Here is a 26,315-nt window from a genome sequence, read left to right as displayed (position 1 = left end):
TTCGGCTGATCGGTTTGGCCTGACTGACTGTTGATTGGCCGAGTCACGAAAACGGTCTAACCGTTGACGGTGGGCGGACTGCGCACATGCGGGTCCGCCCATTTTTCGTGCGATTGCGCGATTTTCTTTTGCGAAAACCGTTTTACCGTGACGGTTGGCGGTCGTATGCCTGCAAAACCAAGCCTGCGACCGTCAAAACCGTCGCACCGATCAACACGGCAATCGCAAGCTTCGGCTGAAGCCCGAAAATCAGCCACAAAGCGAACGTCCACACCGCGATGACCATCGTCACGGTCGCGGTAATCTGCGTTACCCGCGTGCGAATCTCACATGTGATGCTGGCCTGGATAAGCGTATCCATGCTTTGCTGTGTTTCTTGCGTTTCTTGCGATTGTATTTCTTGCTTTTCTTGCGATTGTGCGGTCGGAATATCGCCTTCCGATGCTTTCTTTGCCATGGGGCGTTGCGCGATCAGCGAAATTGCAAGCGATAGCACGGCGACCATGCTTGCGAAAGCGAAATACTGATTGCGTGACCCCGCGGGGAAAATCCACGACACCACGCACGCTAGCAGACTGTAGACGTACACAATGGTCATGGCGAGCGACAGCAGCGAATCCGCGTTGGGCGTGTGGCTTTTCAGGGCGGCGGTGCCACGATTGTGCATCGGCGCGGCGCAGTAGAACATGACCGGCGTGGCGATGATGGCGTGCAGCCATGGATTGGTCAGCCAGTGGGGAAGTGTGATGCCGCCGAATGTCAGCATGGTTACGGTGAATGTGGGAGCGGTCAGTATGGTTGCGATGGCGAGACTCTTGGCGATGTCGCTTCGGTGTGTTGCGCCGGCTGCCTCGTCTGGATTTTCGGTGTGATTTTCGGTGTGATTCTTGGCGGGCTTGTCATCGGTGATGCGTTGGTGGGAGGGGGCTATGTCATCGTTTTCGCTTAGGAATAGCCTGAGGATGGCCCAAGTGGCCACGGCCGCCGCAACAATCGCCGCCACCGTCATAAACAAATCGAATCCCATGTGTTTCCGAACCCCCGGATTGCCTCTTGAATGCCTCTCGAATATTCAGCGTGCTCGCGTTGCCGCATGTTCGTGAGCATGCTTTCGGCTCCAAGCATAATGCAGCTGGGCATGGATGTCTTGCGAACTTTGATCTTCCAAGATGTCTTGGTCATGCTGTTATATAGAACATATGTTCGATAATCCTGTGTTTGTGGTGATTCTTCTGGTGGTTGTGGCCGTGCTTGGAGCCGCGGCCGGCTTTTTCGCGGGCCGTTCCAAAGGGCAGGAAATGGCCCGTGATGCGAAAACCGCTGATCTTAACGAGGCGAAAGCGCAGATCGAAGCTGATCGGCAGGAAATCAGCGAATTGTCCACGGCGGTGACCCAATACCGCACGCAGGCGGAAGGGTTGGCCCAGCAGTTGACCTATCTCAAATCGCAGCTCGCGCAGGCCCAGCGGGCCGAACAGGAACGTGTGGAGCGGGAGCGTGAGCGTGCCGCGGCCGAAGCGGAACGCAAGCAGGCCGAAAACGAGCGAAAACTGCAGGAGCAGAGCAAGGTATTGTCCGCGCTCGCGCCCGTGCAAAAGAATCTTGACGCCCTGCAGCAGAAGGTTTCGCAGATCGAAGAGGGTCGCAAGCGGGAAATGGGTGCGCTTGGCGAGCAGCTCAAGGGGCTTGGCGAGCAGCAGGCTCGTCTTGACCGCGAAACCAACGCCCTGTCGTCCGCGTTGCGCAACAACAAGGTGCGCGGCGCGTGGGGTGAGGCGCAGCTGAGGAACATCGTGGAATCCGCGGGGCTTCTGGAGCATGTGGATTTTGACACCCAGGTGGTCGTCACCGACGTGGATGGGCGTACGCAGCGTCCGGATATGATCATCCATATGCCGGGCGGCAAAACCATTCCGATCGATGCCAAGGCTCCGTATGCCGACTACCAGAAGGCGTGCGAGATTCCCGATACCGCCACGCCCGAGGAGCTGACGCGAAAGTCGGAGCTGCTGCATGCGCATGCCAAGGCAGTGCGTGAACATGTGAAGACCTTGGGCGACAAGGCCTATTGGAACGCGTTCGCCGATGCCCCCGATTTTGTGATCGCCTTCATCCCCAACGAATCCCTGCTGCAGGCGGCTTTGGAAACTGACCCGACGCTGATGGATGACGCGTTTGCACGCAAGGTGGCTTTGACCTCGCCGATTACCCTATGGGCGGTGCTGAAATCCGTGGCATACGCGTGGCAGCAGCAAAGCCTGACCGATGACGCGAAAATGCTGTTCGACCTGTCCCGCGAATTGTATGAACGGTTCGCGGTGTTGGGCGATCGCGCCACCAAGCTGGGGTCCGCCATCACCAAAACGGTCGGTGCCTACAATGCGTTCGCCTCGTCACTGGAATCGCGCGTGCTGGTCACCGCACGCAAGCTGCAGCGCGTCGACCAGAGCAGAATCATCGAACCCGTAAACATGATCGCGCCAGAAAAGGCCGACATCCGCGAACTCACCGCCCCTGAAACCAACGAGCAGTAGGTGCTGCGAAAAGGGTGTATTATGGGTGCTTTGGAGCAAGTGCTGCAGCGGGTGTTGTAATGCTATTTGGCTTTGTATGGGGGTCTATAAATCCTTGATGAGGCTCTTTTAAGGGGATTGTCCGGCTTCCGCCGTCTTTGTTGCAAAGGGGCTGCTGGCTGGAATTGTTATTGAATTGTTACTGGCTGGGATTGTGGTGAAAGTCACCATAGCTTTGAATAGAACATAGACCGTTAACGTTCACAGTGTTGTAGGGCGCGTCGCGGTTCGTGGTTGGACATGGACGGTCCGGCCATGCGGCCACAAGCAAAAGAAAAACAATAAATACGGACCAGCGCCGCCGACTCAGAACGAACAACGGTGATGCAGTAATGAAGCATAAGCAGAGCGCTAGCTATCACTCTATGTCGTAACCGTGTGCGGCGGTGGTAAATCAAGGAGAGTGCATGAAACGACATAGCCAACGATTACGCGATATTCTCAGACGTGGGCTTGCCATCGCGGTCACGGTACCGATGATGGTTTCGTTCGCGCCGGTCGCATTCGCTGAAGACGGCGCCGGAACCGGTAACGGTTCGGCAACCCCCTCTGCTTCAAGCGGTCTGAACCTGCTTGCCAGCTATGATTTTTCCGACGGAACTGCGACTGACACATCCGGCAACGGGTACAACCTGACCATGAACGGCGGTGCGAAGGTCGAAGCGTTCGGCGACAGGAACAATAACCAGGCGTTGTCTCTGCGAGGCAATGGCCAGTATGCTTCGTTCCCGGATGAGCTGTTCGCCAAGGCGGGCAACTCGTTCACCATGGAATTCGCTGCCAAATCACGTCATGCTGATGACGGCAACTATTTCAGCTTCTCTGTGGGTGGAAGCCAGCAGAAATACCTGTTCTGGTACCTGAGCACCAAGTCCACGAAGTTCGTCATTTCCGATAACAAGTGGAACAATGAGCAAGGATTTAAGACTTCGCTGTCTAACAATGACAATATCTGGCACAACTACAAGCTGATCGTCGACGGCGAAACCCTCACCATGCTTCGTGACGGCGAACTTGTCGGATACAAGGCAAACACCGGCATCACCATGGCCGATCTGGGCAGCACCGCCGCAACCATCGGCAAATCCCTGTATAGCGGCGACGCTTATTGGAGTGGCGCGATCGATGACATCAAGATCTATCAAGGTGCGGACGTCACGTTGCCAAGCAGCGTGACGATCGTTGGCGATGGCGTGCTTGACGGTGCACTGACCATGGTTGAAAACAGCGCTACGAAGCTAACGGCCACGGTTTCTCCTGAAAACGCCATCAGCACCGATGTGACATGGGAGTCGTCGAAGACTTCCGTCGCCACCGTCGGCAGCGACGGCACCGTCACGGCTGTCGGAGAAGGAACCACCACAATCACGGCGACTACGAAGGCCGGCGGCGTTTCCGCAAGCGTTGACGTCACCGTCAAGCCGTTGGATCCGGCGACCGTGGTCCAATTCGATCTGGATTCCGCGATTTCTGCCGTCAACGAGGCAACCACCGAGAATCTGCCGCTGATTTCCACCGGCTCGAAGTACGGATCCACCATCACTTGGACGTCTTCCAATGAAAATGTGATCACCGGAACCGATACAAATTACCAGGCGCCGTCGGTCGGATCCGCTGACCCGTATAAGGGTGCAGGCGTTGTGACCCGCCCTGCATACGGTGACGGCGATGCCGCGCCGGTAGAGCTGACCGCCACCGCGGCCAACGCTGACGGCAGTGTCACCAAAACCGCCAAAGTGTCGGTGATAGTCAAGGAAAAGACTCGCGAAGTGCCTGACGAAGCCTATGCCGCAGTCACCTTCCTGTCGGATTCCGACAAGACGAATGGTAAGACGGGCGAAGCGCTGTACATGTCTGCCACGGAAGGCAACAACTTCTTCTCCTTCAAGGAAATCAACAATTCCAATCCGGTCATCGAATCTTACGCCGATACCAAGGGCCTGCGCGATCCTTACGTGCTCAAGTCGCATGACGGGGACAAGTACTACATGATTGCCACCGATCTGAAGGTTTCCGCACAAGGATGGGGCCAGAACCAGCAGTATGGTTCGCTCAAGGTTGAAGTGTGGGAGTCCAAGGACATGGTCAACTGGACTCGCACCAACGCGGCCGACGGCGATACCGGCATTAAAATCAATGTCGACAATGCGGGCATGACGTGGGCTCCGGAAGCCTACTGGGATGATTCGCTCGGTGCTTACGTGGTGTTCTTCTCGTCACGTATGTACACCGACGACACCCGTTCCACCGCGGTGACCAGCACCAATACCGGCTACGCGTACAACGTGCTGCTGTACTGCATCACCCGCGACTTCAAGACCTTCACCGAACCGGTGATGTGGCAGGATACCAACTATTCCCGTATCGACTCCACGGTCATCAAGGTTGGCGACTACTACTACCGCTTCACCAAGAACGAGGAAAGCGGCGCTGCCGGAAGCTACATCACCAACGGCAAGTCCACGTTCCTTGAGCGTTCGAAGGTGCTGACGGCCACCACCGAGGAGGCATCTCCCGATACCGATCCGGAAACCGGCTGGCAGCTGCTTGACCAGCGCATCTTGCCGTTCGAAGGTCCGGAGGCTATCAAGCTCAACGCCGGAGACAAGTATCAGAATGAAGCAGGGGATGCCATGGTCATCATGGCTGATTCCGGTGGATACCAGCCGTACATGACCAGCGAATCCGCTCTGCTGAGCTGCGATTGGAACAACCGACTGTCGCAGACCGATGGATGGCATACTCAGAAGGATCAGAACGCGGGTGTGAGCGGCTACGTGTATGCCAATGGCATGCCGACCCCGACCCGCCACGGTGCGTTCGTCAATGTGCCTGCTGCCATCGCCGAGAACATGCATCGTTGGACGACCGCCAACCCCACCACTCCGGATGCGACTGACTCCACGACCAAGCTGGAGCGCGGTAGAGACACGCTGACTGCCACTGTCACCGCCAAGGACGGCGGCAATGTGGCCGGATCGGTTGTCTTCACCGCTGGCGACTGGACCGAAACCGTCAAGCTCAATGCTGATGGCGTCGCCACAGTCACCGCTCCAGAAGGCACGCTGGGCAAAGTTTCCAAGATCACGGCGGCCTACGGTGGGTACACCGATAACTTGGTCAACGTGTCTGACGATGCAATCGAGCAGACTCCGGATCCTGATCCGACTCCGGACCCGACTCCTGATCCTGATCCGACTCCGGCTCCGACCACTAAGCCCGGTACTACCACCACCAAGAAGACTGCGAAGAAGGCTGCGGTTGTGGTGAATACCGGTGCCAATGTCAAGGGCATAGCGCTGGTCGCCGCAATCCTGGCCATCGGTGGTGCGTTGTCTGTTCTGCGTCGCTGGAAGGCAGCTCGCTGACTTCACATGAACGCTTCGCCTATTCCGTTTCCACGTATTCCATCCATCCCGCGTGAAAACAAGACGAAGCTCCGTAAGAGAAACCGTCCGGTTCTATTTACCTCCTTTCCGGACGGTTTCTCATCCTCCTTGTTATGCATGAATCGCATGCACTAATGCTGAATTCTTCAAGGAATATTTATGAATACGAGAAAACATCTCACCGTCAAACGGTTGACCGGCGCTATCGTCGCCGCCGCAACCATGACTGCCGTTCTGCTCGTTGCGCCAAGTACGATGGCATCGGAGCCATCGGCGCTTGACAAATACAAGAACGAAAGCAGCCTGCTTGTAGATCTGAATTTCAACGATCTTACGGCAGGACAAACCGGAACCTACCAATCGGGAAATATCGTCGCTTCGATTAATGGCCAGACGGCCACGGGAACCGGCGAAGACGGCACCACTGCAGCCAACCTGTCCAGCGGATTCTGGATGAGCCTGACATCCGCGGATGGTAGTGCGGTGCTTCAAGGCAAGCATGCCATTACCATCAGCTACGATTCGAAGCCCGCATCAAGCGGCAACAGCGGCTGGACGCTGTACGCGGCCCGCGATGCGGCGAAACCAACCTATGGTTATGAGCATTACATCGGCTTTCTTGACAAAACCGACAAGATCACATTCGAACGCTACAACAACACCACGGGCGGTCGCACGGGAGCCAATGTCAGCGGTGCTTCCAGTGTCGGCTGGAAGCACGTGGATGTAGTCGTATCCGACGAATCCACCACAATGTACGTCAACGGCACACTTGTGAACAGCGTGGAGGCCAAAGAAAGCCATGATCTGACAGAAATCCTCGGCAAAGACGGTGGTATTCTGCAACTCGGCAAAGCGAATTGGGGCGCGGAATACTTTACCGGTCTGATCGACAATTTCAAGATTTACGACAGTTCCCTAGCTGCGGCGACCGATGCGTTCAACGCCATCAGCGTTGCGCAAGAGGCAACCGAAAACTTCTCCGTCATTACGGAAAGCAACGGTATGCCGATCGTTTGGTCGAGCGATAACAACGCGATCCGGTTCACGGAAGATGGAACCGCGCAAGTTACTCGCCCCGCAGTCGGTGAAGCCGATGCTGTGGCAACTTTGACTGCCAAGCTCAACGGCTCGGACGATCAGTTGCGGACGTTTAAGGTTACGGTTCCGCACATCATATCGGACGATGAGAAGATCCAAAGCGATCTTGATGCCGTGAATATCTTGGACGCCGACGATATTCGTAGCAATTTCGTGGTGCCGACGGTCGGTGACAATGGCTCCGCCATTACATGGTCCGTCAAGAACGATGGCGGTGCGAACGCTTCTATCGCCGAAGGATATAACGAGAACAATGCCAAAGTATCGGTGAATCGGCCGGCTGCCGGCAAAGATTCCGTCAACGTGACATTGGAAGCGACGGCGACGAACAACGGTGCCACCGCAAACCGGGAATTCCCGATCACCGTTTCGCCGATGCCTTCCGACCAAAGCAAAGATGAGGCATACATTTGGGCGTTCTTCACCGGCGAAGGCGTGGGAGGCGAGAAGATAAGCCTCGCCGCTTCCAAGGGCAACAACGCGCTCGACTGGAATACGCTCAATGAAGGCACTCCGCTGTTCACCTCCACCGAAGGCGAACAGGGATTGCGCGATCCATTCATCATGCGCTCGCATGACGGCGACACCTTCTACATGCTTGCCACCGATCTGAAGATCTCCGGCAGGAAGGGCAGCTTCTCGGCGGCACAGTACAACGGTTCGCTGTATATCGAGGTTTGGGAATCCAATGATCTGGTGAACTGGACGAACCAGCGTCATATCAAGGTCAGCGACGACAGCGCGGGCAACACGTGGGCTCCGGAAGCCTACTGGGATGATGAGTTGGGCGAATATGTGGTCTACTGGGCCTCGAATCTGTACGACAATGACGATTCGAGCACTCGTACCTCGCCAAGTTACAACCGCATGATGTATGTGACGACGCCTGATTTCATCACGTTCTCCAAACCGAAGACGTGGATTGACGTGGATCGGAGAGGCCAAGCTGGAGCGGGTTCCATTGATGTGACGGTGCAGAAGGAAGGCGACACCTACTACCGCATCTACAAGGATGAAAAGTCGATGACCTTGCGCCAGGAGAAGTCCAACACCCTGACCGATTCCATTGGAAAAGCCGGCGTCAAAGACTACAGCACGGCATTGTCCGGCAGCTCGTGGAGCGAAGTCGGCACCGCGATCGGCAACGACAAATCCAACGGATACGGTGGCACCTTCTCCGCAGGCGAAGGCCCCTCGCTGTTCAAAGCCAACGAAGGCGATGTGAACGGATACCAATACTATCTGTTCGCCGACCAGCCCAGCTATCACGGAGGTCCGAACCATTACGTGCCCATGGCGACCACCGACATTTCCGACGCTTCGAAGTGGACGGTAATCGGCGACAAGATGCCCGAGGAGAACTTCCCCGTCAATTCCGATGGTGGCAAGCCCCGTCACGGCACCGTGGTTCCGGTCACCCGCGCCCAGTATCAGACCGTGCTTGAAGCCTATGCGCCGAGCATCGCGGTCAAGTCGGTGGCATCGGTTGACGTGTCCACTAACGCCGGGACCGCTCCGACGATGCCGGAAACCGTGCATCTGACAATGGCTGACGGCTCCGAACAGGATGCTGACGTGCAATGGGATGACATCGACGCGGACCAGTACGCCAAGGCTGGCACCTTCACCGTCAAGGGAACCGCCCAAGACGACTCCCGCATGCCCGTGGAGGCAACCGTGACGGTATCCAAGCCGGATGACGGCAAGGATGATCCCAAAGATGACGATGCTGCCAAGAAAGCCGGATATCTGTGGCTGTACTTCAACGCATCCGACTATGAAAAAATCAATTACGGATACAGCAAAAACGGCCTGAAATGGCAGGCGCTGAACAATGGTGAGGCAATCATGTCTTCCACGCAAGGCACCAAAGGCATCCGCGATCCGCATCTGATTCGCTTGGAAGAGCCGGATGCGGACGGCAACAAGTATGTGATGCTCGGCACCGATCTGCACGCCGAAGGAAGCGCTTCGGGCGGTTCTTGGAATCAGATCAACGCCAGCACCTATCTTGTGGTCGCCAAATCCAAGGATCTCGTCATCTGGACCGATCCTGAACTGGTACCAACCGGTTTGGAAGGCAAAGTCGGCAACGCTTGGGCTCCCGAAGCGATCTGGGACGCCGAAGCGGGCAAATATCTGGTGTATTGGTCAAGCCGCGACCTGTCAACAGGCGGAGACAATCCCACTACTGGCAATACCGCGCTGAAAGTGTACAAAGCATACACTTCGGACTTCACCACGTTTGAGAATCCTCAAATCTGGATCGATCAAAGCTCGGCCGACCTGCATAACATCATCGACACCACAATCGTGCAAGGCGATGACGGATCCTACTATCGTTTCTCCACATCGGATTGGTACACGGTGATCGACACCGCGGATTCTCTGGAAGCGCAGAAGTGGACCCGACTAGTTGAACGCGACTCCGAAGTCAATGCCGACGGCACGTCGAAAATTACTGGAGACAAAGTCGTCAAGACCTCGGAATCAGGATTGAGCACCCGCATCGAAGGTTTGACCGTGTACCAAGGCACTGATGGGGCGTGGATTGTGATGGGCGACAACGGAGGCTACGCCGGCTGGACCATCGCAAAACTGTCGTCCCTGAAGAAGTCGGGCACATTCTCAAAGGCCTCAGCCAATTTCGGACAGCGATTCCGCCATGGCACCGTCGTCCGTCTAAACGTCGACGAGGAAACCGCCGTGCTCGCAGCTTACGGCGAACATACCGCGCCCAACACTCCTCTGGCACAGCAGAAGAATCCGATCGCGCAATTCACCTTTGACGATGAGGAAACCGGTTACACCAGCGATCTGGCAGTTGCCGGAATCCACGGAACGGCCAAGCTTGAAGATGGCAACAACGGCACCAAAGCCGCTCGACTGGGCAGCGGTTCCTGGCTGAGCGTCACGCAAACCAATGGCGCCGCACTGCTGTTGGACGCCACCGAGTTCACCGTCTCCTACGATGCTAAGCCCGACTCCAACGGCAATACCGGCTGGACCTTCTACGCGGCTCCGTCCACGGCTGCCCCGACGTACAACCAATCCGAACACTACATCGGAGTGCTTGATAAGGTCGGCAGCGTTGTTGTCGAACGATACAACACCGACGGCAATCGAGATGGTCGAGGCAACGCATCGGCCACCACAAGCGGCGACGGATGGCACAACGTGACCGTCACGGTAAACGCGAAGACGACACGTGTCTACATCGATGGCGTGCTTGCCGGCGAAAGCACGGACGTTTCCGGGCTGGGCGTCAAGGAAATCCTTGGCGAAACCGGAGGAATCCTGCAAATCGGCAAAGCCAACTGGGGATCCGGCGAATACTATTCCGGTCTGATGGACAATCTGACCATCTGGAATCGAACGCTGAACGCCAACGAAATCGCACAACGGAACAACGCGCCCGCGCTCGCATCCATCACTGTGGGCACTGTGCCGACCTCGTCGCAAGCAGATGCATTGCGTGGCACCGATAAGCACAGCAACGTGCGTACCAGCATGGATTGCGACGCGAAAACCATCACCTCCGTAGTGAACAATCGTGCCGAGATCAACGCCGTTCCGGTAACGTTCGCGCTGACTTACGACGATGCGAGTGTCACGGTCGATGGCAAGTCGTTTGCCAGCGGTGACAAGCTTGACATGTCCAAGAAGCATACGCTTGTAATCGAATGTTCGGACGGCAACGGTGGTATCGTTAGCGAAAAATGGACGCTCGAAAAGGCGGTTCAGTCAAATAATCCGGTTTTGCCGGGGCAATATGCCGATCCGGATATCGATTATTTCGACGGAAAATTCTGGATTTTCCCGACGACTGATGGCTTCTCGGGATGGAGTGGGAATTACTTCCATGCTTTCAGCTCGACCGACCTGGTCAACTGGACCGACGAAGGAGTGATCCTCGACGTGGATAAGAATCACGAGCCGACCACGAATGGCGACGAGAATACGGCAATTTCGCCTTGGTCTGTCGGATCCGCATGGGCGCCGACCATCGAGAAAAAGAATGGCAAGTATTACTTCTACTACTGCGCCAAGCTTGAGAGCGGTGAATCGGCGATTGGCGTGGCGGTAGCGGATTCGCCTGCCGGCCCATACAAGGCGGCCAAAGACCCCATCGTTACGCGTTCGATGGAGGGTGTGACTGTGGGGCAGGCCATCGATCCGTCGATTTTTACCGATGATGACGGCACGTCGTATATCCTGTACGGCAACGGTTCGGCGGCCATCGCCCAATTGAGCGATGACATGATGAGCGTGGTGCCGGGAACGGTCAAACGGATCAACGGTCTGAACAACTTCCGGGAATCCGTTGTGGTGTCCAAGCGCGATGGCGTCTATCACTGGACGTGGTCATGCGACGATGCCGGATCGGCGAATTACCACGTCGAATACGGCACTTCGCCGTCGCTGTTCAAGGAAGATGGCTCCGTGACTGATATCGACAACCATGGCGTGCTCCTGCAAAAGGACGCGTCGAAGAATTTGCAGGGTACGGCCCATCAGTCCGAAGTGCACGTGGTGGACGCGAATGGCGAAGAGCGCTGGTTCATGGCGTATCACCGTCACTACACTCCGCTTGGCGTGTTTACTTCCGGGCTTGGCTTTCACCGCGAAACCGCGATCGACGAGATCACCTTCGACGAAAACGGGCTGATGCAAACCATCAATCCTACCGATGAAGGCGTGTCGATCACGATGGCGAAGACCGATGCGTTGTCTTCCGCTGTTGCGGATGCTGCGGCGGTGGTCAACAACGGATATGACAGTGGGAAGTGGGATGCGTTCGTTGAGGCTCGTGACGCTGCGAAACTGGCGCTGTCTAAGGCTTTGGATGAGGGGCTATCGCAGGCGGACGTCGATGAGGCGTCTGAAGCGTTGACAGCGGCGCAGGCTTCGCTGAAGAGCGATTCGGACAAGCCCGGAGATTCGGACAAACCTGGGGATTCGGATAATTCTGGTGGTAATTCCGGTAATTCTGCTGGCAATGGTAAGAACAATACTGCTTCCAAGACCGGCAACAAGGTTGCCAATACCGGTTCGGCTGTCAGTGGCGTAATCGCCGTGATGGTGTTGCTGGTGGGAGCGGGTGTGGTATTGCGCCGGTGCGTCAGCGGGGCTGGAAGCGAGACCAGATGAGAGTCCGGAAGCGAACCTGGAAGCGGAGTTTGAAACAGATCTGAAGTGGATTCTCGCGCTTAAGTGAGTAATCTGCTGCTCTCGCCGGTTTCTTGGGTTCGGTTCAGGCCGGTTTCATCTTTATGGTGAGACCGGCCTGACTTTTGAAATGTTGATTTTCTGTTGACCATCTGTTGATGGGAGATATTGGACGTTGCTTGTTGACACCAACACTGTCACTCTTTTGACGAGTAGAAACGGTAGGCTGGGACTATGACCGAAGAGAAGACTTTCCGTAAGACCAAGCCGGTTGCTGAATCCACTGCCGCAACCGCTGGCGATACTGTGAACGCAGCCGTTGATTTCGCCATGCTTGAACCGCGTGATCAGCTCAAGTCGCTGCTGCAGGCCGAGATGGCCGATAAGCCGTTCTCGGAACTTTCCTCAGTGTTGTTCGACCATCGTGGAGCGTCGATTGTTGGGCATATTTTGTTGGATACGTTGGAAGAGGCCGGCTATTCCGTTGATGATTTCGATGCGGTTGGTGCGCTGACTGCGGCTGCGGTTCCGCTGGTTTCCGCTATGATCCAGGCGGCCGCTTCTCGAGGTGAAAACCTTAACGGTTTTGTGATGGATTTTGTGTATCCGTCCATCAAGGGGCCTTCGATTGCCGGTAAACGTGTGGTGTTGCTGGATTCCTGGCTGTCTGAAAAGTCATATGTGCAGACGTCCTCTTTGGTCACCTTGCGTAACGGCAATGAGTTGAGCCTTGACTTCTCCGTGGTGAAGAACGAAGGCGCCGAAGTGCTTGCTGTCGCTTCGTTGATTGGTGGCGTCGATATGGCCGACCCGTCGATCAAAGTCGTCAATCCGGTGGATGGGTCCGAAGCTGAACTGCCGTTTGTGGAGGTCTTCAAGGAGTCGGAGCTTCACTGACCAGCGCGACTTTCCGGTTGTACCGGCGGTTTTTTTAATGATGTCATCCGCCGTGTTTCATGGAATGTTTCACGGGTATTGTTCTGTTGAAATCATGCTGACGTTCATGCTGACATGAGTAAAGGAAAAATAAAGTCGGCAGTACGGATGCGGTTGACGGCAGGCGATCTCCAAAATCGCGGTGGGCAATGCTGCGATTGCCGATGTTGATCGTGGGCGAATGGTGGAAGATATAACAGAAGTTACCTGTCGACGAAATATCGGACGACGAATGTGAGGAAAATCGTGCATCAGCCTAATCCTATTGATATTGCGGCGAAAGCGTCCGGAGAGCCGGCTTTTCGTGAGGTGGGCGTAGGTCCGTGGGGCCAAACGCATCCTGGCGAACCTCGTCCGGATGATCCGCAATCACCGAATTATGATCGTCGATTCGATACTGTGCTGCTTGATGAGGGCGACCGTCGTAACGTGCTTGACCGGTACCGCTACTGGACGGTTTCGGCCATTAAAGATGATCTTGACGATCATGGTCGGCATGATTTCGAAGTTGCCGTGGAAAACTGGACGCACGATTTCAATATCGGATCCATGGTGCGCACTGCCAACGCATTCCAAGCGAAACGTGTACATATCGTCGGACCGCACAAGTGGAATCGCAAGGGCGCGCTGATGACGGAACTGTACCAGCACGTCGAAAACCACCCGTCCATAGCCGAGCTTGTCGAATGCTGGAAGCTGCGCATTGCCGGAGAAATCGCCGCAGTCCAATCGCAAGCGGCCGCAATCGCATTCCGCATGCGCGAAAATGCAAAAAAAGCGAACTGTGCCTGCATGAGCGAGGCGGCTTCGTTAGCTGAGATCCGTGTTGCTGGGTGCGCTCCATCTGGTATTTCAATGGACGTTTCAGCTACGAGTGGTATTGAACATGGAAACGAGTCCACTTGTATGGCGCAGTTGGCGGCGATTAATCAGCGTATCGCCGAGTTGAAGGCCGCGCGGGTGATTGCGCTCGATATCATTCCCGGCGCGGTGCCGATGGAAACCTACCATTTCCCGAAGCGATGCCTCATGCTGTTCGGCGCGGAAGGTCCGGGGTTGTCTGAAAAGGCGCTTGAGTTGGCCGACGATGTGGTTTACATCTCCCAGTTCGGTTCGGTGCGTTCCATTAACGCCGGAGCCGCGGCCGCCGTTTCCATGCACGCATGGATCTCCCAGCACGCCGCTCCCCAGCTCTAACCTCCATCTCCTATCGTCCAAAATCCTCCAGTGACTGGAAGAATCGGGACGATTGGAGTTCTGTCAGCGGGATGATTGTTCCAGTGGGCGGAGGTTTTGGGTCTCCTGTGGGGCGTCTGGCGGGGTGAGTCCTTCAGTGACTGGAGAGGTTGGGACTTTAGTACGGTGTTCTGCGGGAAGATTCCTCCACTTACTGGAGCAATCTTCCCGCTAACAAGCCTGTCAGAGTCCTGATTCTTCCAGTCGCTGGAGGAATCTTCCCTCTGAAAGCCTCACCAGAGACCCAAAACCTCCACCCACTGGAGCAATCTTTCCGCTGAGTGCCCTGCTAGAGTCTAGATTTCTCCACCCTCTGGAGAAATCTTCCCGGTGGCGAGCTTCTCAACGTTCCGATTCCTCCACTTACTGGAGGAATCTTCCCGCAGATGATTACCCTATGAAACGCAAGGAACCCCAGCACGCCGCAGTTTCGCAATCAGCGGTTTTTGCTGGACTGCATCGTCAAAAGTTAATCTGACAATTTCCGTAACTCCTGCGCGAAAAAGCGCTTGCTCGCGTTCTCGCTCGGCCTGAACGGTCTCCTGGATGCTCCTACGATCAGTCATTTTCGGATCAACGTATTTTGCTGTGCCGTCAAGTTCTCCGACAATAATACGTCCATCGGTTGTGCGCCATAAAAAATCGACCCTAAATTGTTTTCCCGTAAGCGAGTCGGCGAAGGAGACTTGCAATTGAGGAACCGCAAAACCGTTTTCAATCATGACTGCCCGAGCAAAAGATTCACCGCCATTTTCACTTCCTGCGTCGGTATATCTCAACAATTTGAAGATGCGCGAGCAATCGAGTGTCGTGCGTGCGCATTCCTGCAAGATCTGCTTTTCTTCGATTCCGTCTGCTGCTGCATCATCGAAAATCGGCAGGGAATAGATGAACTCTAACGTCCGTCCACAGTCCAATAAGGTACGAGGGGGATTAGTGACATGGATTCCGTTTGCGAGTACCGCATTTTCTCTGGGATATGGGCTGTAGATGATATTGAGTTTGTCGTGCGGCCGGTATGATCCGTGATTGGGCAATGTTATGGTCAGTCCTTGCCGGTGCAGGAATCGCGGGTGGTCGAATCCGTGGGCTGCGGCGGCTGTTATTCCTGCGAAAACCCAGTTGGGGTGGAGCCTGCTGAGGGTTCGGGCCGCGTGCAACGATTGTTCGGGCTCGTTCAGCTGATTCCAATATTCGGCACGGGCGAATAGCCCTGGGTATGGGCGCGCCAAATCTCCCGCGCGGTATCTGCGATATAGTCCCTTCTGGATGAGAGGGTCACTGCTGTGTGCGCATCGTTGCGCATTTTCTGTTTGATCGAGCAGCGCATCGATTTGAGGATATGCTTTCATGATTTGACGCTACCTTGTTGTGGCTCTGCTATGGAAGTGCGATCGGCAAATGTGGATAGAGGATGCTGTTTCGGGCGTGTCTGTGGATAACTTACGGGTTTTGTGGATAACTGGGTGGTTGTTTTGCAGATAAGTGCTTGTATCCGCTTGTTTTGTGTGAATTTTTGTTGTTTTCTTCTATTGGTTGGATATTTTTAAGTATTGGGATGCCGTTCAGAGTCCAGATTCCTCCATTGGGTGGAGGTATTGGGACTGTGGATGGCTGGCTTGCGGGAGAATTCTTCCATTGGGTGGAGGAATAGGGGCTCTGACGAAGCGCTAGTGGGAGAATTCATCCAGTGGCTGGAGGTTTTTAGACGGTTGTATTGCTTTTAGTGTCCGTTTTGTTCCAATGACTGGGGGATTTTGGCCTCTAGTGGGGCCTTCCGCGGGAGGATCCTTCCATCTTCTGGAGGAATCCGGACTCCAGCAGAGCGTTCAGCGGGAAGATTCTTCCAGCGAGTGGACGAATCGGGACGATGAGAGGCTGGTTTGGGCCCGGATTGTTCCAGTGAGTGGAGGTTTTGGGACTGTGGATGGAGGTTTTGGGACTGTGGATGGCTTGTTGGCGGGAAGAATCCTCCAGTGTCTGGAGGGATTTGCCCGGTGAAACAGCGTTTGGCGTCCTTTTGTTCCAGTGGGTGGGGGATTTGGGACTCTGACAGAGCTGGGGTGTTGATGCGGCGGGCTGCCGGGCGGCATGCAGTGTGGGGCTGCCGGGGGAATTGGGACTTTGGTGGGGTGGTAGGGCGGGAGCGTGGTGGGGCTGCCGGGCGAGGCGAAATGGGCGGGCGCTCGTCACACAGACGCGTTAATGTTAGGGACATGCCTACTTTCACCAAAGAAGAAATCGTGCATCTGGGCGATTTGGCCCGAATTGCACTTACTGACGAGGAGATCACCCGTCTGCAGGGCGATCTGAACGTCATCGCAGAATCCATCAACAAGGTCCAGGAAGTCGCTACCGACGATGTGGAACCAACCGCGAACCCGATTCCGCTGGAAGCCTACCTGCGCCCGGATGTGCCGGAAACCCCGCTGACTCAGGAAGAGGCGACCGCAGGCGCTCCGGTTTCCGAGGCCGGCATGTTTGTTGCACCGCGCATTCTGGGGGAGGAGTGACATGAGCGAACTCGTCAAGCTTTCCGCCGCCGAGATGGCGGCTAAGATCAAGGCCAAGGAAGTTTCCAGCCGTGAACTGGTTGAAGCGCATCTCGAAGTCATCGAGGCCGCCGAGCCGAGCATCAAGGCTTTCCTGAAGGTGTCCGGCGATCAGGCTCTCGAACAGGCCGACGCCTTCGATGCCAAGTCCGATGAGGAAAAGGCACAGCTGCCGGAACTTGCCGGCGTGCCGATCGCCATCAAAGACATGATCGTCACCAAGGGCATCGAAACCACCGCAGCCTCCAAGATCCTCGAAGGCTGGGTGCCTCCGTACGACGCTACCGTCATCGAGAAGCTCAAGGCTGCAGGCATGCCGCTGCTGGGCAAGACCAACCTCGATGAGTTCGCTCAGGGTTCGTCCACCGAGCATTCCGCCTACCAGACCACACACAATCCGTGGGATACCGAACGTGTTCCGGGCGGTTCCGGCGGTGGTTCCGCAGCTGCAGTGGCAGCGTTCGAGGCCCCGCTCGCCCTGGGTACCGACACCGGTGGCTCCATCCGTCAGCCGGGCTCGCTGACCGGTACCGTCGGTGTCAAGCCGACCTACGGCGGTGTCTCTCGTTTCGGTGCGATCGCCATGGCTTCCTCGCTCGACCAGATCGGCCCATGCTCCCGTACTGTGCTCGACGCGGCCCTGCTGCAGGAAGTGATCGGAGGCCACGACAAGCGTGATTCCACGTCCATTCCGGAAGGTCCTCGCCCGATGGTGGCGGCCGCCCGCGAAGGCATGAAGCGTGATCTGAAGGGCCTCAAGGTCGGTCTGATCAAGGAGCTCGGCGGCGAAGGCTTCCAGCCGGGCGTTATGGCACGCTTCAACGAAGGTGTCAAGAAGCTTGAGGAGATGGGCGCTGAAGTCACTGAAGTGTCTCTGCCGCACCTGCCGTACTCCCTTGGCGCGTACTACATCATCATGCCGTCCGAGGTCAGCTCCAACCTGGCTCGTTACGATGGCATGCGTTACGGTCTGCGCGTCATGCCGCCGGCGGGCGTTCCGCAGACCGCCGCCAACATGATGGCCTACACTCGTGAAGCCGGTTTCGGCGACGAGGTCAAGCGTCGTATCATCCTTGGCACGTATGCCCTGTCCGCCGGTTATTACGATGCATGGTACGGTTCCGCACAGAAGGTGCGCACCCTGATCATCGACGATTTCAAGAAGGCTTTCGAGAAGGTCGACGTGCTTGTTGGCCCGACCAGCCCGGTCACCGCATTCAAGTTCGGTGAGAAGACCGAGGATCCGATGGCCATGTATGCCATCGATATCACCACCATTCCGGCCAACCTTGCAGGCGTTCCGGCCATGAGCATTCCTGCTGGTCTGAGCGACGACGGCTTGCCGGTTGGCTTCCAGTTCCTCGCTCCGCAGCAGCGTGACGAGGCCATGTACAAGCCTGCCGCGGCACTTGAGGCGGCTCTCGAGGAAGACTGGAACGGTCCGATCTGGCAGTCCCTGAAGACCCCGTGGCTCGACGGCTTGAACAAGTAGGAAGCATCGGAGGAAAGAAAACAAAATGGCTGAAAAGTTGATGAAGTACGCCGATGCCGTCAAGAAGTTCGATCCGGTCATCGGTCTGGAAACCCATGTTGAGCTGAGCACCACCACGAAGCTGTTCTGCCCGGCCGAAGTCTCGTTCGGTGGCGATCCGAACAGCCAGCTCACCCCGGTGAGCCTTGGTCTGCCGGGTTCTCTGCCGGTGGTCAACAAGACCGCCGTCGATTACGCCATCAAGCTGGGTCTTGCCCTGCATTGCGAAATTGCCGAGTGGAGCCAGTTCGCGCGTAAGAACTACTTCTACCCGGACATGCCGCGCGATTACCAGATCTCGCAGTATGACAAGCCGACCAACGGCAACGGCTATCTTGATGTGGAACTTGAAGACGGCACCGTGTTCCGTGTGCCGATCGAACGCGCCCACATCGAAGACGACGCAGGCAAGAACACCCACGTCGGTGGCGCTGACGGCCGTATCGAAGGTGCTGACCACTCCCTGGTCGACTACAACCGTGCAGGCGTTCCTCTGATCGAAATCGTGACCAAGCCGATCGTTGGCGCAGGCGATCGTGCTCCGGAAATCGCCGGTGCCTACATGCGCGCTATCCGCGACATCGTGCGTGCGCTTAATATTTCCCACGCTCGCATGGAGCAGGGCAACATGCGTGCCGACGTGAACGTGTCGCTGCGCAACAGCCCGTCCGATCCGTTCGGCACCCGTTCCGAAACCAAGAACGTGAACTCGTTCCGCGGTATTGAAAAGACCATTCAGTATGAGATTCGCCGTCAGGCGGCCATTCTGAGCGAAGGCGGCGAGATTCTGCAGGAAACCCGCCACTGGGATGAGGCTTCGCAGACCACCGCAGGCGGCCGCGTGAAGTCCGATGCCGACGATTACCGCTACTTCCCGGATCCGGATCTGGTGATGCTGCACATCACCAAGGAGCACATCGAAGAGATGAAGGCTCAGATGCCGGAAATGCCGCGCGAGCGCCGCAACCGCCTGAAGGGCGAGTGGGGCTTCAACGATTTGGAGATGCGTGACGTGCTCAACGCCGACGCTCTGGATCTGCTTGAGGAGACCGTCAAGGCTGGTGCCACCGCCGCAGGTGCCAAGAAGTGGTGGCTGGGCGAGCTGAGCCGTGAAGCCAACAACAAGGGCGTGAGCCTCGAAGAGCTGCCGATCACTCCGGCCGATGTTGCTGAGGTTGAGAAGCTGATCGCCGATGGCAAGCTCAACGACAAGCTGGCCAAGCAGACCGTCGCCGGTGTGCTTGCTGGCGAAGGCACTCCGGACGAGGTCGTCAAGAAGCATGGCTTCCAGGTCGTGTCTGATGACGGCGCTCTCGAAAAGGCCGTGGATGAGGCTCTCGCAGCCAATCCTGACATCGTTGAAAAGCTCAAGAGCGGCAATATGAAGCCGATGGGTGCCATCATTGGTGCCGTCATGCGCGCCACTCGCGGTCAGGCTGACGCAAAGGCCGTCACCAAGATCGTGATGAGCAAGATCAAGTAACGTTTACAACGATTGCTGACGATTACAGCCGATTGTTGAATCGCAGGAAAACGCACGTTCCAAAAAGCTTGGGACGTGCGTTTTCTTTTCGTTATTCCGGAAAAGGGATTTCAAAGAAAGAGAATGCATAATCGCGAAGCGCATTTTCTTACGATTGCCGACATGTCCTTCAACATCAGGTTATGCTGGTAGAGGAATATGTACAGCGATTGCCGCCGCGCGGATTCACAGCTGACATACAGTCGGGTACAATACCCTCGGTATGGGTGCGGCGACGGTCGTGCCTGCAATGATGTAGGGGACAGGAATAATGCCAGAACAAGTTGAGGCTGCGACACAGGAGCAGTTGGACCAGCAGTCGCGTGAATTGCCGGATCTCATCGTCATTCCGTCTATCAAGGGCGAGATGGTGCATCTGCGTCCGTCCGTGATCGAAGATCTTGAACGTATGGACGCCATTGGGGCGTACATCGGCGCTTCCGGAATCACCGGCAAGGATCGGGTTGCCGAGCGTGGCGCGGTGCATGCGTGGGTGCGTCGTTCCGTGGCATGGTCCCAAGGCGAAACGCCGACCGAATCCGGTGTGGGGGATCCGGAGTCGCGTCGCACGATCGCATGGTCCATCATCACCGAAGCCGACCATGATGGCGATGGCGAGATCGATGCCGCGAATTCCGACAATGTGATTGGCATGATTTTCCTGATCGATATTGACGGTTGGGCTCGTTCCGCGCGCATTCAGGTGGTGCTTGGCAAGGATTACCGCGGCCGTGGCTATTCGCGTGACATCATGCCGCGCGTGATGACGTACGGACTTGCGCCGGAACCGGCAGGCCTTGGCATGCATCGCATTTGGGTTGCCGTGCCCGAGCAGAACACGCGTTCCGTGTCCGTGTACCAGTCGTTGGGATTCGTGCCATCCGGTCGTTCGCGCGACGCCTTGTGGAACGCTTCGCAGAACCGTTACCAGGATCTGATCGTTATGGACACGCTGGTTGACGAGTTCGACCCGATCCGTTCGCTTGACGCGTTCGGCATGCATGTGATCGAAGATAATCCGGGCGTCAAGGAAGCGTTGAGCGCGCGCGAGCATTCCATTGCCATCCGACTGAATGAGAAGAATGCTTCGAAGCATGATGCGGAAGGTACGGATGTCAACGATGCCGCGGCAGCTGCGCAATCCGTGCAGAAAGCTTCTTCCGATGGTGCTGGTGACGTGGCCGAGGCTGTGCGGAAGGACGCGGAAGGCGCGGAACCTGCGCGACAAAGCGAGCATGATGATCGCAAGTCCGTTACTGGCGATGCCGATGCCGAAAACAGCTGGCCGTACACGGCGGGCGAGCGTAAGACGTCGAAGGAAGCTTGGTGGCGCACGCTTGGTCGTGGTCGCAAGCGCGATACGGAAGGTAAGTGATGAGCGCCGAGGATCTCGATAATTACGAAACCGACGCGGAACTGGCTCTGTATAAGGAGTATCGCGACGTAATCAAGCTGTTTACGTATGTTGTTGAAACGGAACGTCGCTTTTATTTGGCGAATAAAGTCGATTTCAATGTGCGTTCCGCAGGCCAGGACGTGTATTTCGACGTGCGCCTGACTGATGCTTGGGTGTGGGACGTCTATCGTTCCAGTCGTTTCGTCAAGAACGTGCGTATCGTCACGTTCAAGGATGTCAATGTTGAGGAAGTGCAGAAAACCGATATTGACATTCCTGATTCCATCTAGCTGCGCAGTTGCCGGTCACGCGGTTGCCAGTTGTGCGGTTGCTGGTCGCGTAGTTGGATTGCGTAATGTGGTTGCGCGCTTTGGCCGCGCAGTCGGGTCGTGCATCGGCCGGTTTGATGATTGCGTTTTGCATGATGCGATAGCCGTATATCCGGCTGACTTGGCTTGATTTTGTAAGCATTCGCACAAGTTGCGGTGTTCGTTTCCCTACCCTCGGGTAGACTATCAGGGATTTTTGTTTTCATAAGGAGACCTCAAAGTGACGCAAAAGCAATCCGTGGTGATTATCGGCGGTGGCCCTGCAGGCCTGACTGCCGCTTGGGAGCTCGTCAAGGACGGTGGCTCCGAGAACTACGACGTGACTGTGTTGGAAGCGACCCGCGAATTCGGCGGCATCTCCCGCACCGTCAAGCATGATGGCAACCGTATGGATATTGGCGGCCATCGTTTCTTCTCGAAGGACGAACGCATCATGGATTGGTGGAAGGGGGTCCTGCCGCTGCAGGGCGCGCCAAGCTATGATGACAAGAAGCTCGGTCGCGAGCACGATATGGAACCGGGCGGACCGGATCCGGAAGTCGAAGACAAGGTGATGCTTAAGCGTCATCGCGTGTCTCGTATTTACTGGAACCGCCACTTCTTTGACTACCCGATTTCCCTGAGCGCCAACACGTTGAAGGCCATGGGTCCGAAGCTTACGCTTGTTGCCGGCTTCAGCTACCTGAAGTCCATGGTGCACAAGCTGCCGGAAGACAATCTGGAGAACTTCTACATCAATCGTTTCGGCCGCAAGCTGTATTCCATGTTCTTCGAGGGGTACACCGAGAAGCTGTGGGGTCGCCATCCGTCCCAGATTTCCGCTGATTGGGGTGCGCAGCGCGTCAAGGGCCTGAGCATTATGGGCGTGCTGAAGAACGCGTTCCAGAAGCTCCTGCCGAAGAAGCGCAGCAATGCTGAGGTTGAAACCTCGCTGATTGAGGAATTCTGGTATCCGAAGTATGGTCCGGGCCAGCTGTGGGAAACCGTCGAGGCCAACTGCGAGGCCGCGGGCGTGAAGGTCATCACCGACGCGAACGTGGTGGAGATTCGCCAGGCCGACGGCAAGATCGCATCCGTGGTATATGAGGATTCCGAAGGCAACCGCACCGAAATGGCCGCGGACGACTTCATCTCCTCCATGCCCGTCAAGGATCTCATCAACGCCGTGGACGCTTCCAGCCAGCCCGCGCCGAAGGACATGACCGAAATCGCCAACGGCCTGCCGTACCGCGACTTCGTGACCGTTGGTCTGCTCGTCAAGCACCTACGCCTGTCGAACACCACCGACATTCCCACCCTCGGCAACCCGCCGATCGTGCCTGATTGCTGGATTTACGTGCAGGATCCGGGCTACAAGGTCGGCCGTTTGCAGATCTTCAACAACTGGAGCCCGTACCTGGTCAAGGACGTTGACAACACCGTGTGGATCGGTCTTGAATACTTCTGCGAAGAAGGCGATTCCTTCTGGAACATGTCTGACGAGGAAGCGAAGAAGTTCGCCATCCAGGAGCTTACGCGCATGCAGATCATCAACGGTCCGCAAGACGTGATCGACTCCCATCGTGAGCGCGTGAAGAAGGCGTATCCAGCATATTTCGACACCTACGATCGCATGCCTGAGCTCGTGGAATACCTCGATTCCTTCGGCAATCTGTATTGCGTCGGCCGCAACGGCCAGCATCGTTACAACAACATGGATCATTCCATGGCCACCGCAATCGAGGCCGTCGGCAATATCAAGAACGGCAAGACGTCCAAGAAGAACGTATGGTCCGTCAATACCGACAAGAGCTATCACGAGGAAAAGTAGGTTCCGGCAAGACCTGCACCTGTTGCTGTAAAGCATGTGGTAAAGCGAAAGACCCGTCATGTGATCGCATGGCGGGTCTTTCGCATTGTGATTTGCGATTTGTCATTGACTTGAATGCTTGATTGGCATGAATACGTTGGCACGCCTACGTTGCGTTGGTCTGGATGACGTTGTATGGTTAGGGAAGTTCGAAAACCGTGATATTTCGCGGCGGACTTTCAGTGGCGGAAATTTCCGTATCTCTTTTTACAGCTGTTGCAGGCGTGTGCTTGCGAAAGCTAGGGGAAAGGCAAAAACCAGTGGCAACCAGCCCGAATCTTGAAGACATGAAACTGCCTGAGCTCAAGGAGCTCGCCAAGCAGATGGGCCTTCGTGGCACCTCCACCATGCGTAAGCCGGAACTTATCGCGACGCTTCAGGCCGCTCGTTCCGGCGGTGAAGCGCCTGCCGGTGTGACCGTGCGAGCTCCGAAGTCCGCTGCACCGGCCGCTCCGGTGGCTCCTGCTGAAGCCCAAACCGCAGACGCTGAGGTCGCGGCGAACACGGCTGAGGAATCCGGCAAGTCCAACGAGGCTGCCGAAAGCAAAGCCAACGAGGCTGAGCAGTCCGAAAAGCAGACGGCCAAAACCGTTAGGAAGACCCTTGCCGGACGTGCTGATAGCGCTGAGCGTGCGGAGCGCTCCGAACAGACGGAACGTGCCGAGCGCACCGAGCGTGCTGACCGTCGCAAGCAGGCTGAGGCTCCGACGAGCGAGGAGGCGGCCGATGTCATGGCCGCGGTGAACGCCCTGGACAGCATCGATGAGGCTCCGAAGCGCCGTCGCCGCCGTGATGCGGACGCTGCCACCGATCTGCTGGCCGAACTGGGATTGGACGATGCTTCGCCGAAGCAGGATGATCGTCGTCGCCATCGTAAGGATGATGCGTCCGACGTTGAGCCGCGCCGTCGCCGTCGTGCGGTGGAAGGGCCGAAGGATGAGGACGTTGTGCGCGATCTTGATGACATTCTCGCCACGTTGCCTTCGCAGGGCAGTGATGATGACGAACGTCGTGACGAGGCTGAAGACGGTGATTTCGCGCGTCGTGGTCGCGGTCGCGTCAGCGATAGGGGTGACCGCGTGGATCGTCGTGGCCGTCGCCTGCGTGGCCGTGACCGCGATTATGACGAGCGTGACGAGCGTCGTGGCCGTACCGGCGACCGTAACAATGATCGCAACGAGCGTAACGATCGCGTCGAGCGCAACGAGCGCACGGATCGCAATGTTGAACGCGAACAGCGTCACGAGGAGCCGAAAGAGGATCTCGTGCCTGTCGCGGGCATCGTCGACGTGCTCGATTCCTACGCTTTCGTGCGTACCTCCGGCTATTTGCCGGGTCCGAACGACGTGTACGTTTCCATGGGCCAGGTCAAGAAGTATGGGCTGCGCAAGGGTGATGCCGTGCACGGTTCCATCCGTACCCCGCGTGAGGGCGACCGCCGCAACCAGCGTCAGAAGTTCGTGCCGCTGCAGTCCATCGACTCCATCAACGGCATGACCGTGGAGGCCGCACAGAACCGTCCGCAGTTCAACAAGCTCACTCCGCTGTATCCGCAGGAGCGTCTGAAGCAGGAAACCGCGCCGAACAAGCTCACCGGCCGCCTCATCGACATCGTGGCGCCGATCGGCAAGGGCCAGCGTGGCCTGATCGTGTCTCCGCCGAAGGCCGGCAAGACCATCACCCTGCAGAACATCGCCAACGCGATCGCCACCAACAATCCGGAAGTCCACCTGATGGTCGTGCTCGTGGACGAACGTCCGGAAGAGGTCACCGATATGGAACGTACGGTGCAGGGCGAGGTCATTTCCTCCACCTTCGACCGTCCGGCCTCCGACCACACCACCGTCGCCGAACTCGCCATCGAACGCGCGAAGCGTCTCGTGGAGCTTGGCCAGGACGTGGTGGTGCTGCTTGATTCCATGACCCGTCTGGCCCGTGCCTACAACATCGCCGCTCCGGCTTCCGGCCGTATTCTTTCCGGTGGTGTGGATGCCCAGGCGCTGTACCCACCGAAGAAGTTCTTCGGTGCCGCTCGTAACATCGAAAACGGCGGCTCTCTGACCATCATCTCCTCCGCACTGGTGGAAACCGGCTCCAAGATGGACGAGGTGATTTTCGAGGAGTTCAAGGGCACCGGCAACATGGAGCTGCGCCTGAGCCGCGAACTGGCAGACAAGCGCCTGTTCCCGGCCATCGACGTGAACGCTTCCGGCACCCGTCGCGAGGAACTCATCACCGATCCGCAGGAGCTGCCGATCATCTACCGTCTGCGTCGTCTGCTTGGCGGTCTGGAGCCTGAGCAGGCTTACCAGACGCTTGTGCCGCGTCTGAAGAAGACCGCGACCAACCGTGATTTCATGGCGTCGCTGATCCAGCAGAGCGGCAATACCGCGAATAACGGCAACAGCTAATCGCAGGTAATCGCAATCTGCGGTTACGCATCCAAGGGTCGTATGACAATCGCCATGCGGCCCTTTTGTTTCGTTCGGCTGTCTTTCTGTTCGGCTGTCTTTCTGTTCGGCTGTTTTTCCGTTTTGCAGTTTTCAACTACTTTCGAATGCGTTTCGATTGTTTTTCGAAAGTTCCGCACGATTCGGCAATGTGGATGATCACGTTGTGGACATACGGTATGTAAAAATCGACGCACGAAAAAAATACGAAATCGAAAGTAAAAAGACGAAAATAGTATTGCTATATAGGGGGTATATGAAAAAAATAGGAGAAAAATGATT

14 protein-coding genes are annotated in these 26,315 nt (G+C 56.6%); 12 read left to right on the top strand and 2 right to left on the bottom strand.

Going from position 1 to position 26,315, the window contains the following annotated elements; all coding sequences use genetic code 11:
• Positions 1 to 142: 142 nt before the first annotated feature.
• On the bottom strand, positions 143 to 1,027 hold the full coding sequence (locus KSY55_RS06555) for a copper-transporting ATPase (protein WP_217749621.1): 885 nt from the start codon (positions 1,025 to 1,027) through the stop codon (positions 143 to 145).
• A 172-nt stretch (positions 1,028 to 1,199) separates the two neighbouring features.
• On the opposite strand from KSY55_RS06555, the gene rmuC reads away from it, so the two are divergent.
• The 5 genes from rmuC to KSY55_RS06530 all read left to right on the top strand — a co-directional run bounded on the left by rmuC (position 1,200) and on the right by KSY55_RS06530 (position 14,365).
• Positions 1,200 to 2,534 carry a DNA recombination protein RmuC gene (rmuC, locus tag KSY55_RS06550; RefSeq protein ID WP_217749620.1) on the top strand — a complete coding sequence of 445 codons (1,335 nt, stop codon included), beginning with the start codon at positions 1,200 to 1,202 and terminating at the stop codon, positions 2,532 to 2,534.
• 446 nt (positions 2,535 to 2,980) lie between these two features.
• Positions 2,981 to 5,941, top strand: coding sequence for a LamG-like jellyroll fold domain-containing protein (locus KSY55_RS06545; RefSeq protein ID WP_254881876.1), 2,961 nt, complete (start codon positions 2,981 to 2,983; stop codon positions 5,939 to 5,941).
• A 180-nt stretch (positions 5,942 to 6,121) separates the two neighbouring features.
• Positions 6,122 to 12,214: a family 43 glycosylhydrolase gene (locus KSY55_RS06540; protein WP_217749619.1), complete on the top strand. Its 6,093-nt coding sequence runs from the start codon at positions 6,122 to 6,124 to the stop codon at positions 12,212 to 12,214.
• Between the two features lie 252 nt (positions 12,215 to 12,466).
• Positions 12,467 to 13,129 (top strand): hypothetical protein, encoded by a 663-nt coding sequence (locus tag KSY55_RS06535; RefSeq protein ID WP_004223209.1) that lies wholly within the window; start codon positions 12,467 to 12,469, stop codon positions 13,127 to 13,129.
• A gap of 285 nt (positions 13,130 to 13,414) precedes the next feature.
• On the top strand, positions 13,415 to 14,365 hold the full coding sequence (locus KSY55_RS06530; RefSeq protein ID WP_117675869.1) for a TrmH family RNA methyltransferase: 951 nt from the start codon (positions 13,415 to 13,417) through the stop codon (positions 14,363 to 14,365).
• Positions 14,366 to 14,799: 434 nt separating this feature from the next.
• Here the strand turns inward: KSY55_RS06530 and KSY55_RS06525 are convergent, their stop codons facing one another.
• Positions 14,800 to 15,756 (bottom strand): hypothetical protein, encoded by a 957-nt coding sequence (locus KSY55_RS06525; RefSeq protein WP_022245588.1) that lies wholly within the window; start codon positions 15,754 to 15,756, stop codon positions 14,800 to 14,802.
• Between the two features lie 864 nt (positions 15,757 to 16,620).
• On the opposite strand from KSY55_RS06525, the gene gatC reads away from it, so the two are divergent.
• The 7 genes from gatC (at position 16,621) to rho (ending at position 25,994) form a co-directional block, all read left to right on the top strand.
• Entirely contained in the window at positions 16,621 to 16,917 is a 297-nt protein-coding gene (gene gatC, locus KSY55_RS06520) for an Asp-tRNA(Asn)/Glu-tRNA(Gln) amidotransferase subunit GatC (protein WP_003833990.1), read from the top strand.
• Position 16,918: 1 nt separating this feature from the next.
• A complete protein-coding gene (gene gatA, locus KSY55_RS06515; protein WP_022245586.1) occupies positions 16,919 to 18,448 on the top strand; it encodes an Asp-tRNA(Asn)/Glu-tRNA(Gln) amidotransferase subunit GatA in 1,530 nt (509 codons plus the stop codon).
• Positions 18,449 to 18,473: 25 nt separating this feature from the next.
• On the top strand, positions 18,474 to 19,970 hold the full coding sequence (gene gatB, locus KSY55_RS06510; RefSeq protein WP_065437769.1) for an Asp-tRNA(Asn)/Glu-tRNA(Gln) amidotransferase subunit GatB: 1,497 nt from the start codon (positions 18,474 to 18,476) through the stop codon (positions 19,968 to 19,970).
• 310 nt (positions 19,971 to 20,280) lie between these two features.
• Entirely contained in the window at positions 20,281 to 21,384 is a 1,104-nt protein-coding gene (locus KSY55_RS06505; RefSeq protein WP_004223221.1) for a GNAT family N-acetyltransferase, read from the top strand.
• Positions 21,384 to 21,695 carry a DUF2469 domain-containing protein gene (locus tag KSY55_RS06500; protein WP_003833998.1) on the top strand — a complete coding sequence of 104 codons (312 nt, stop codon included), beginning with the start codon at positions 21,384 to 21,386 and terminating at the stop codon, positions 21,693 to 21,695. Before KSY55_RS06505 ends, KSY55_RS06500 begins: the two co-directional genes overlap by 1 nt.
• A gap of 259 nt (positions 21,696 to 21,954) precedes the next feature.
• Positions 21,955 to 23,544 carry an NAD(P)/FAD-dependent oxidoreductase gene (locus tag KSY55_RS06495; RefSeq protein ID WP_004223226.1) on the top strand — a complete coding sequence of 530 codons (1,590 nt, stop codon included), beginning with the start codon at positions 21,955 to 21,957 and terminating at the stop codon, positions 23,542 to 23,544.
• Between the two features lie 299 nt (positions 23,545 to 23,843).
• A complete protein-coding gene (rho, locus tag KSY55_RS06490) occupies positions 23,844 to 25,994 on the top strand; it encodes a transcription termination factor Rho (protein ID WP_033524305.1) in 2,151 nt (716 codons plus the stop codon).
• Positions 25,995 to 26,315: the final 321 nt, after the last annotated feature.

Origin of the sequence: Bifidobacterium sp. MSK.13.1, from assembly GCF_019131435.1 — a bacterium.
In the GTDB taxonomy this organism is placed as follows: Bacteria; Actinomycetota; Actinomycetes; order Actinomycetales; family Bifidobacteriaceae; genus Bifidobacterium; species Bifidobacterium pseudocatenulatum.
This window is presented reverse-complemented; position numbering and strand designations above follow the sequence as displayed.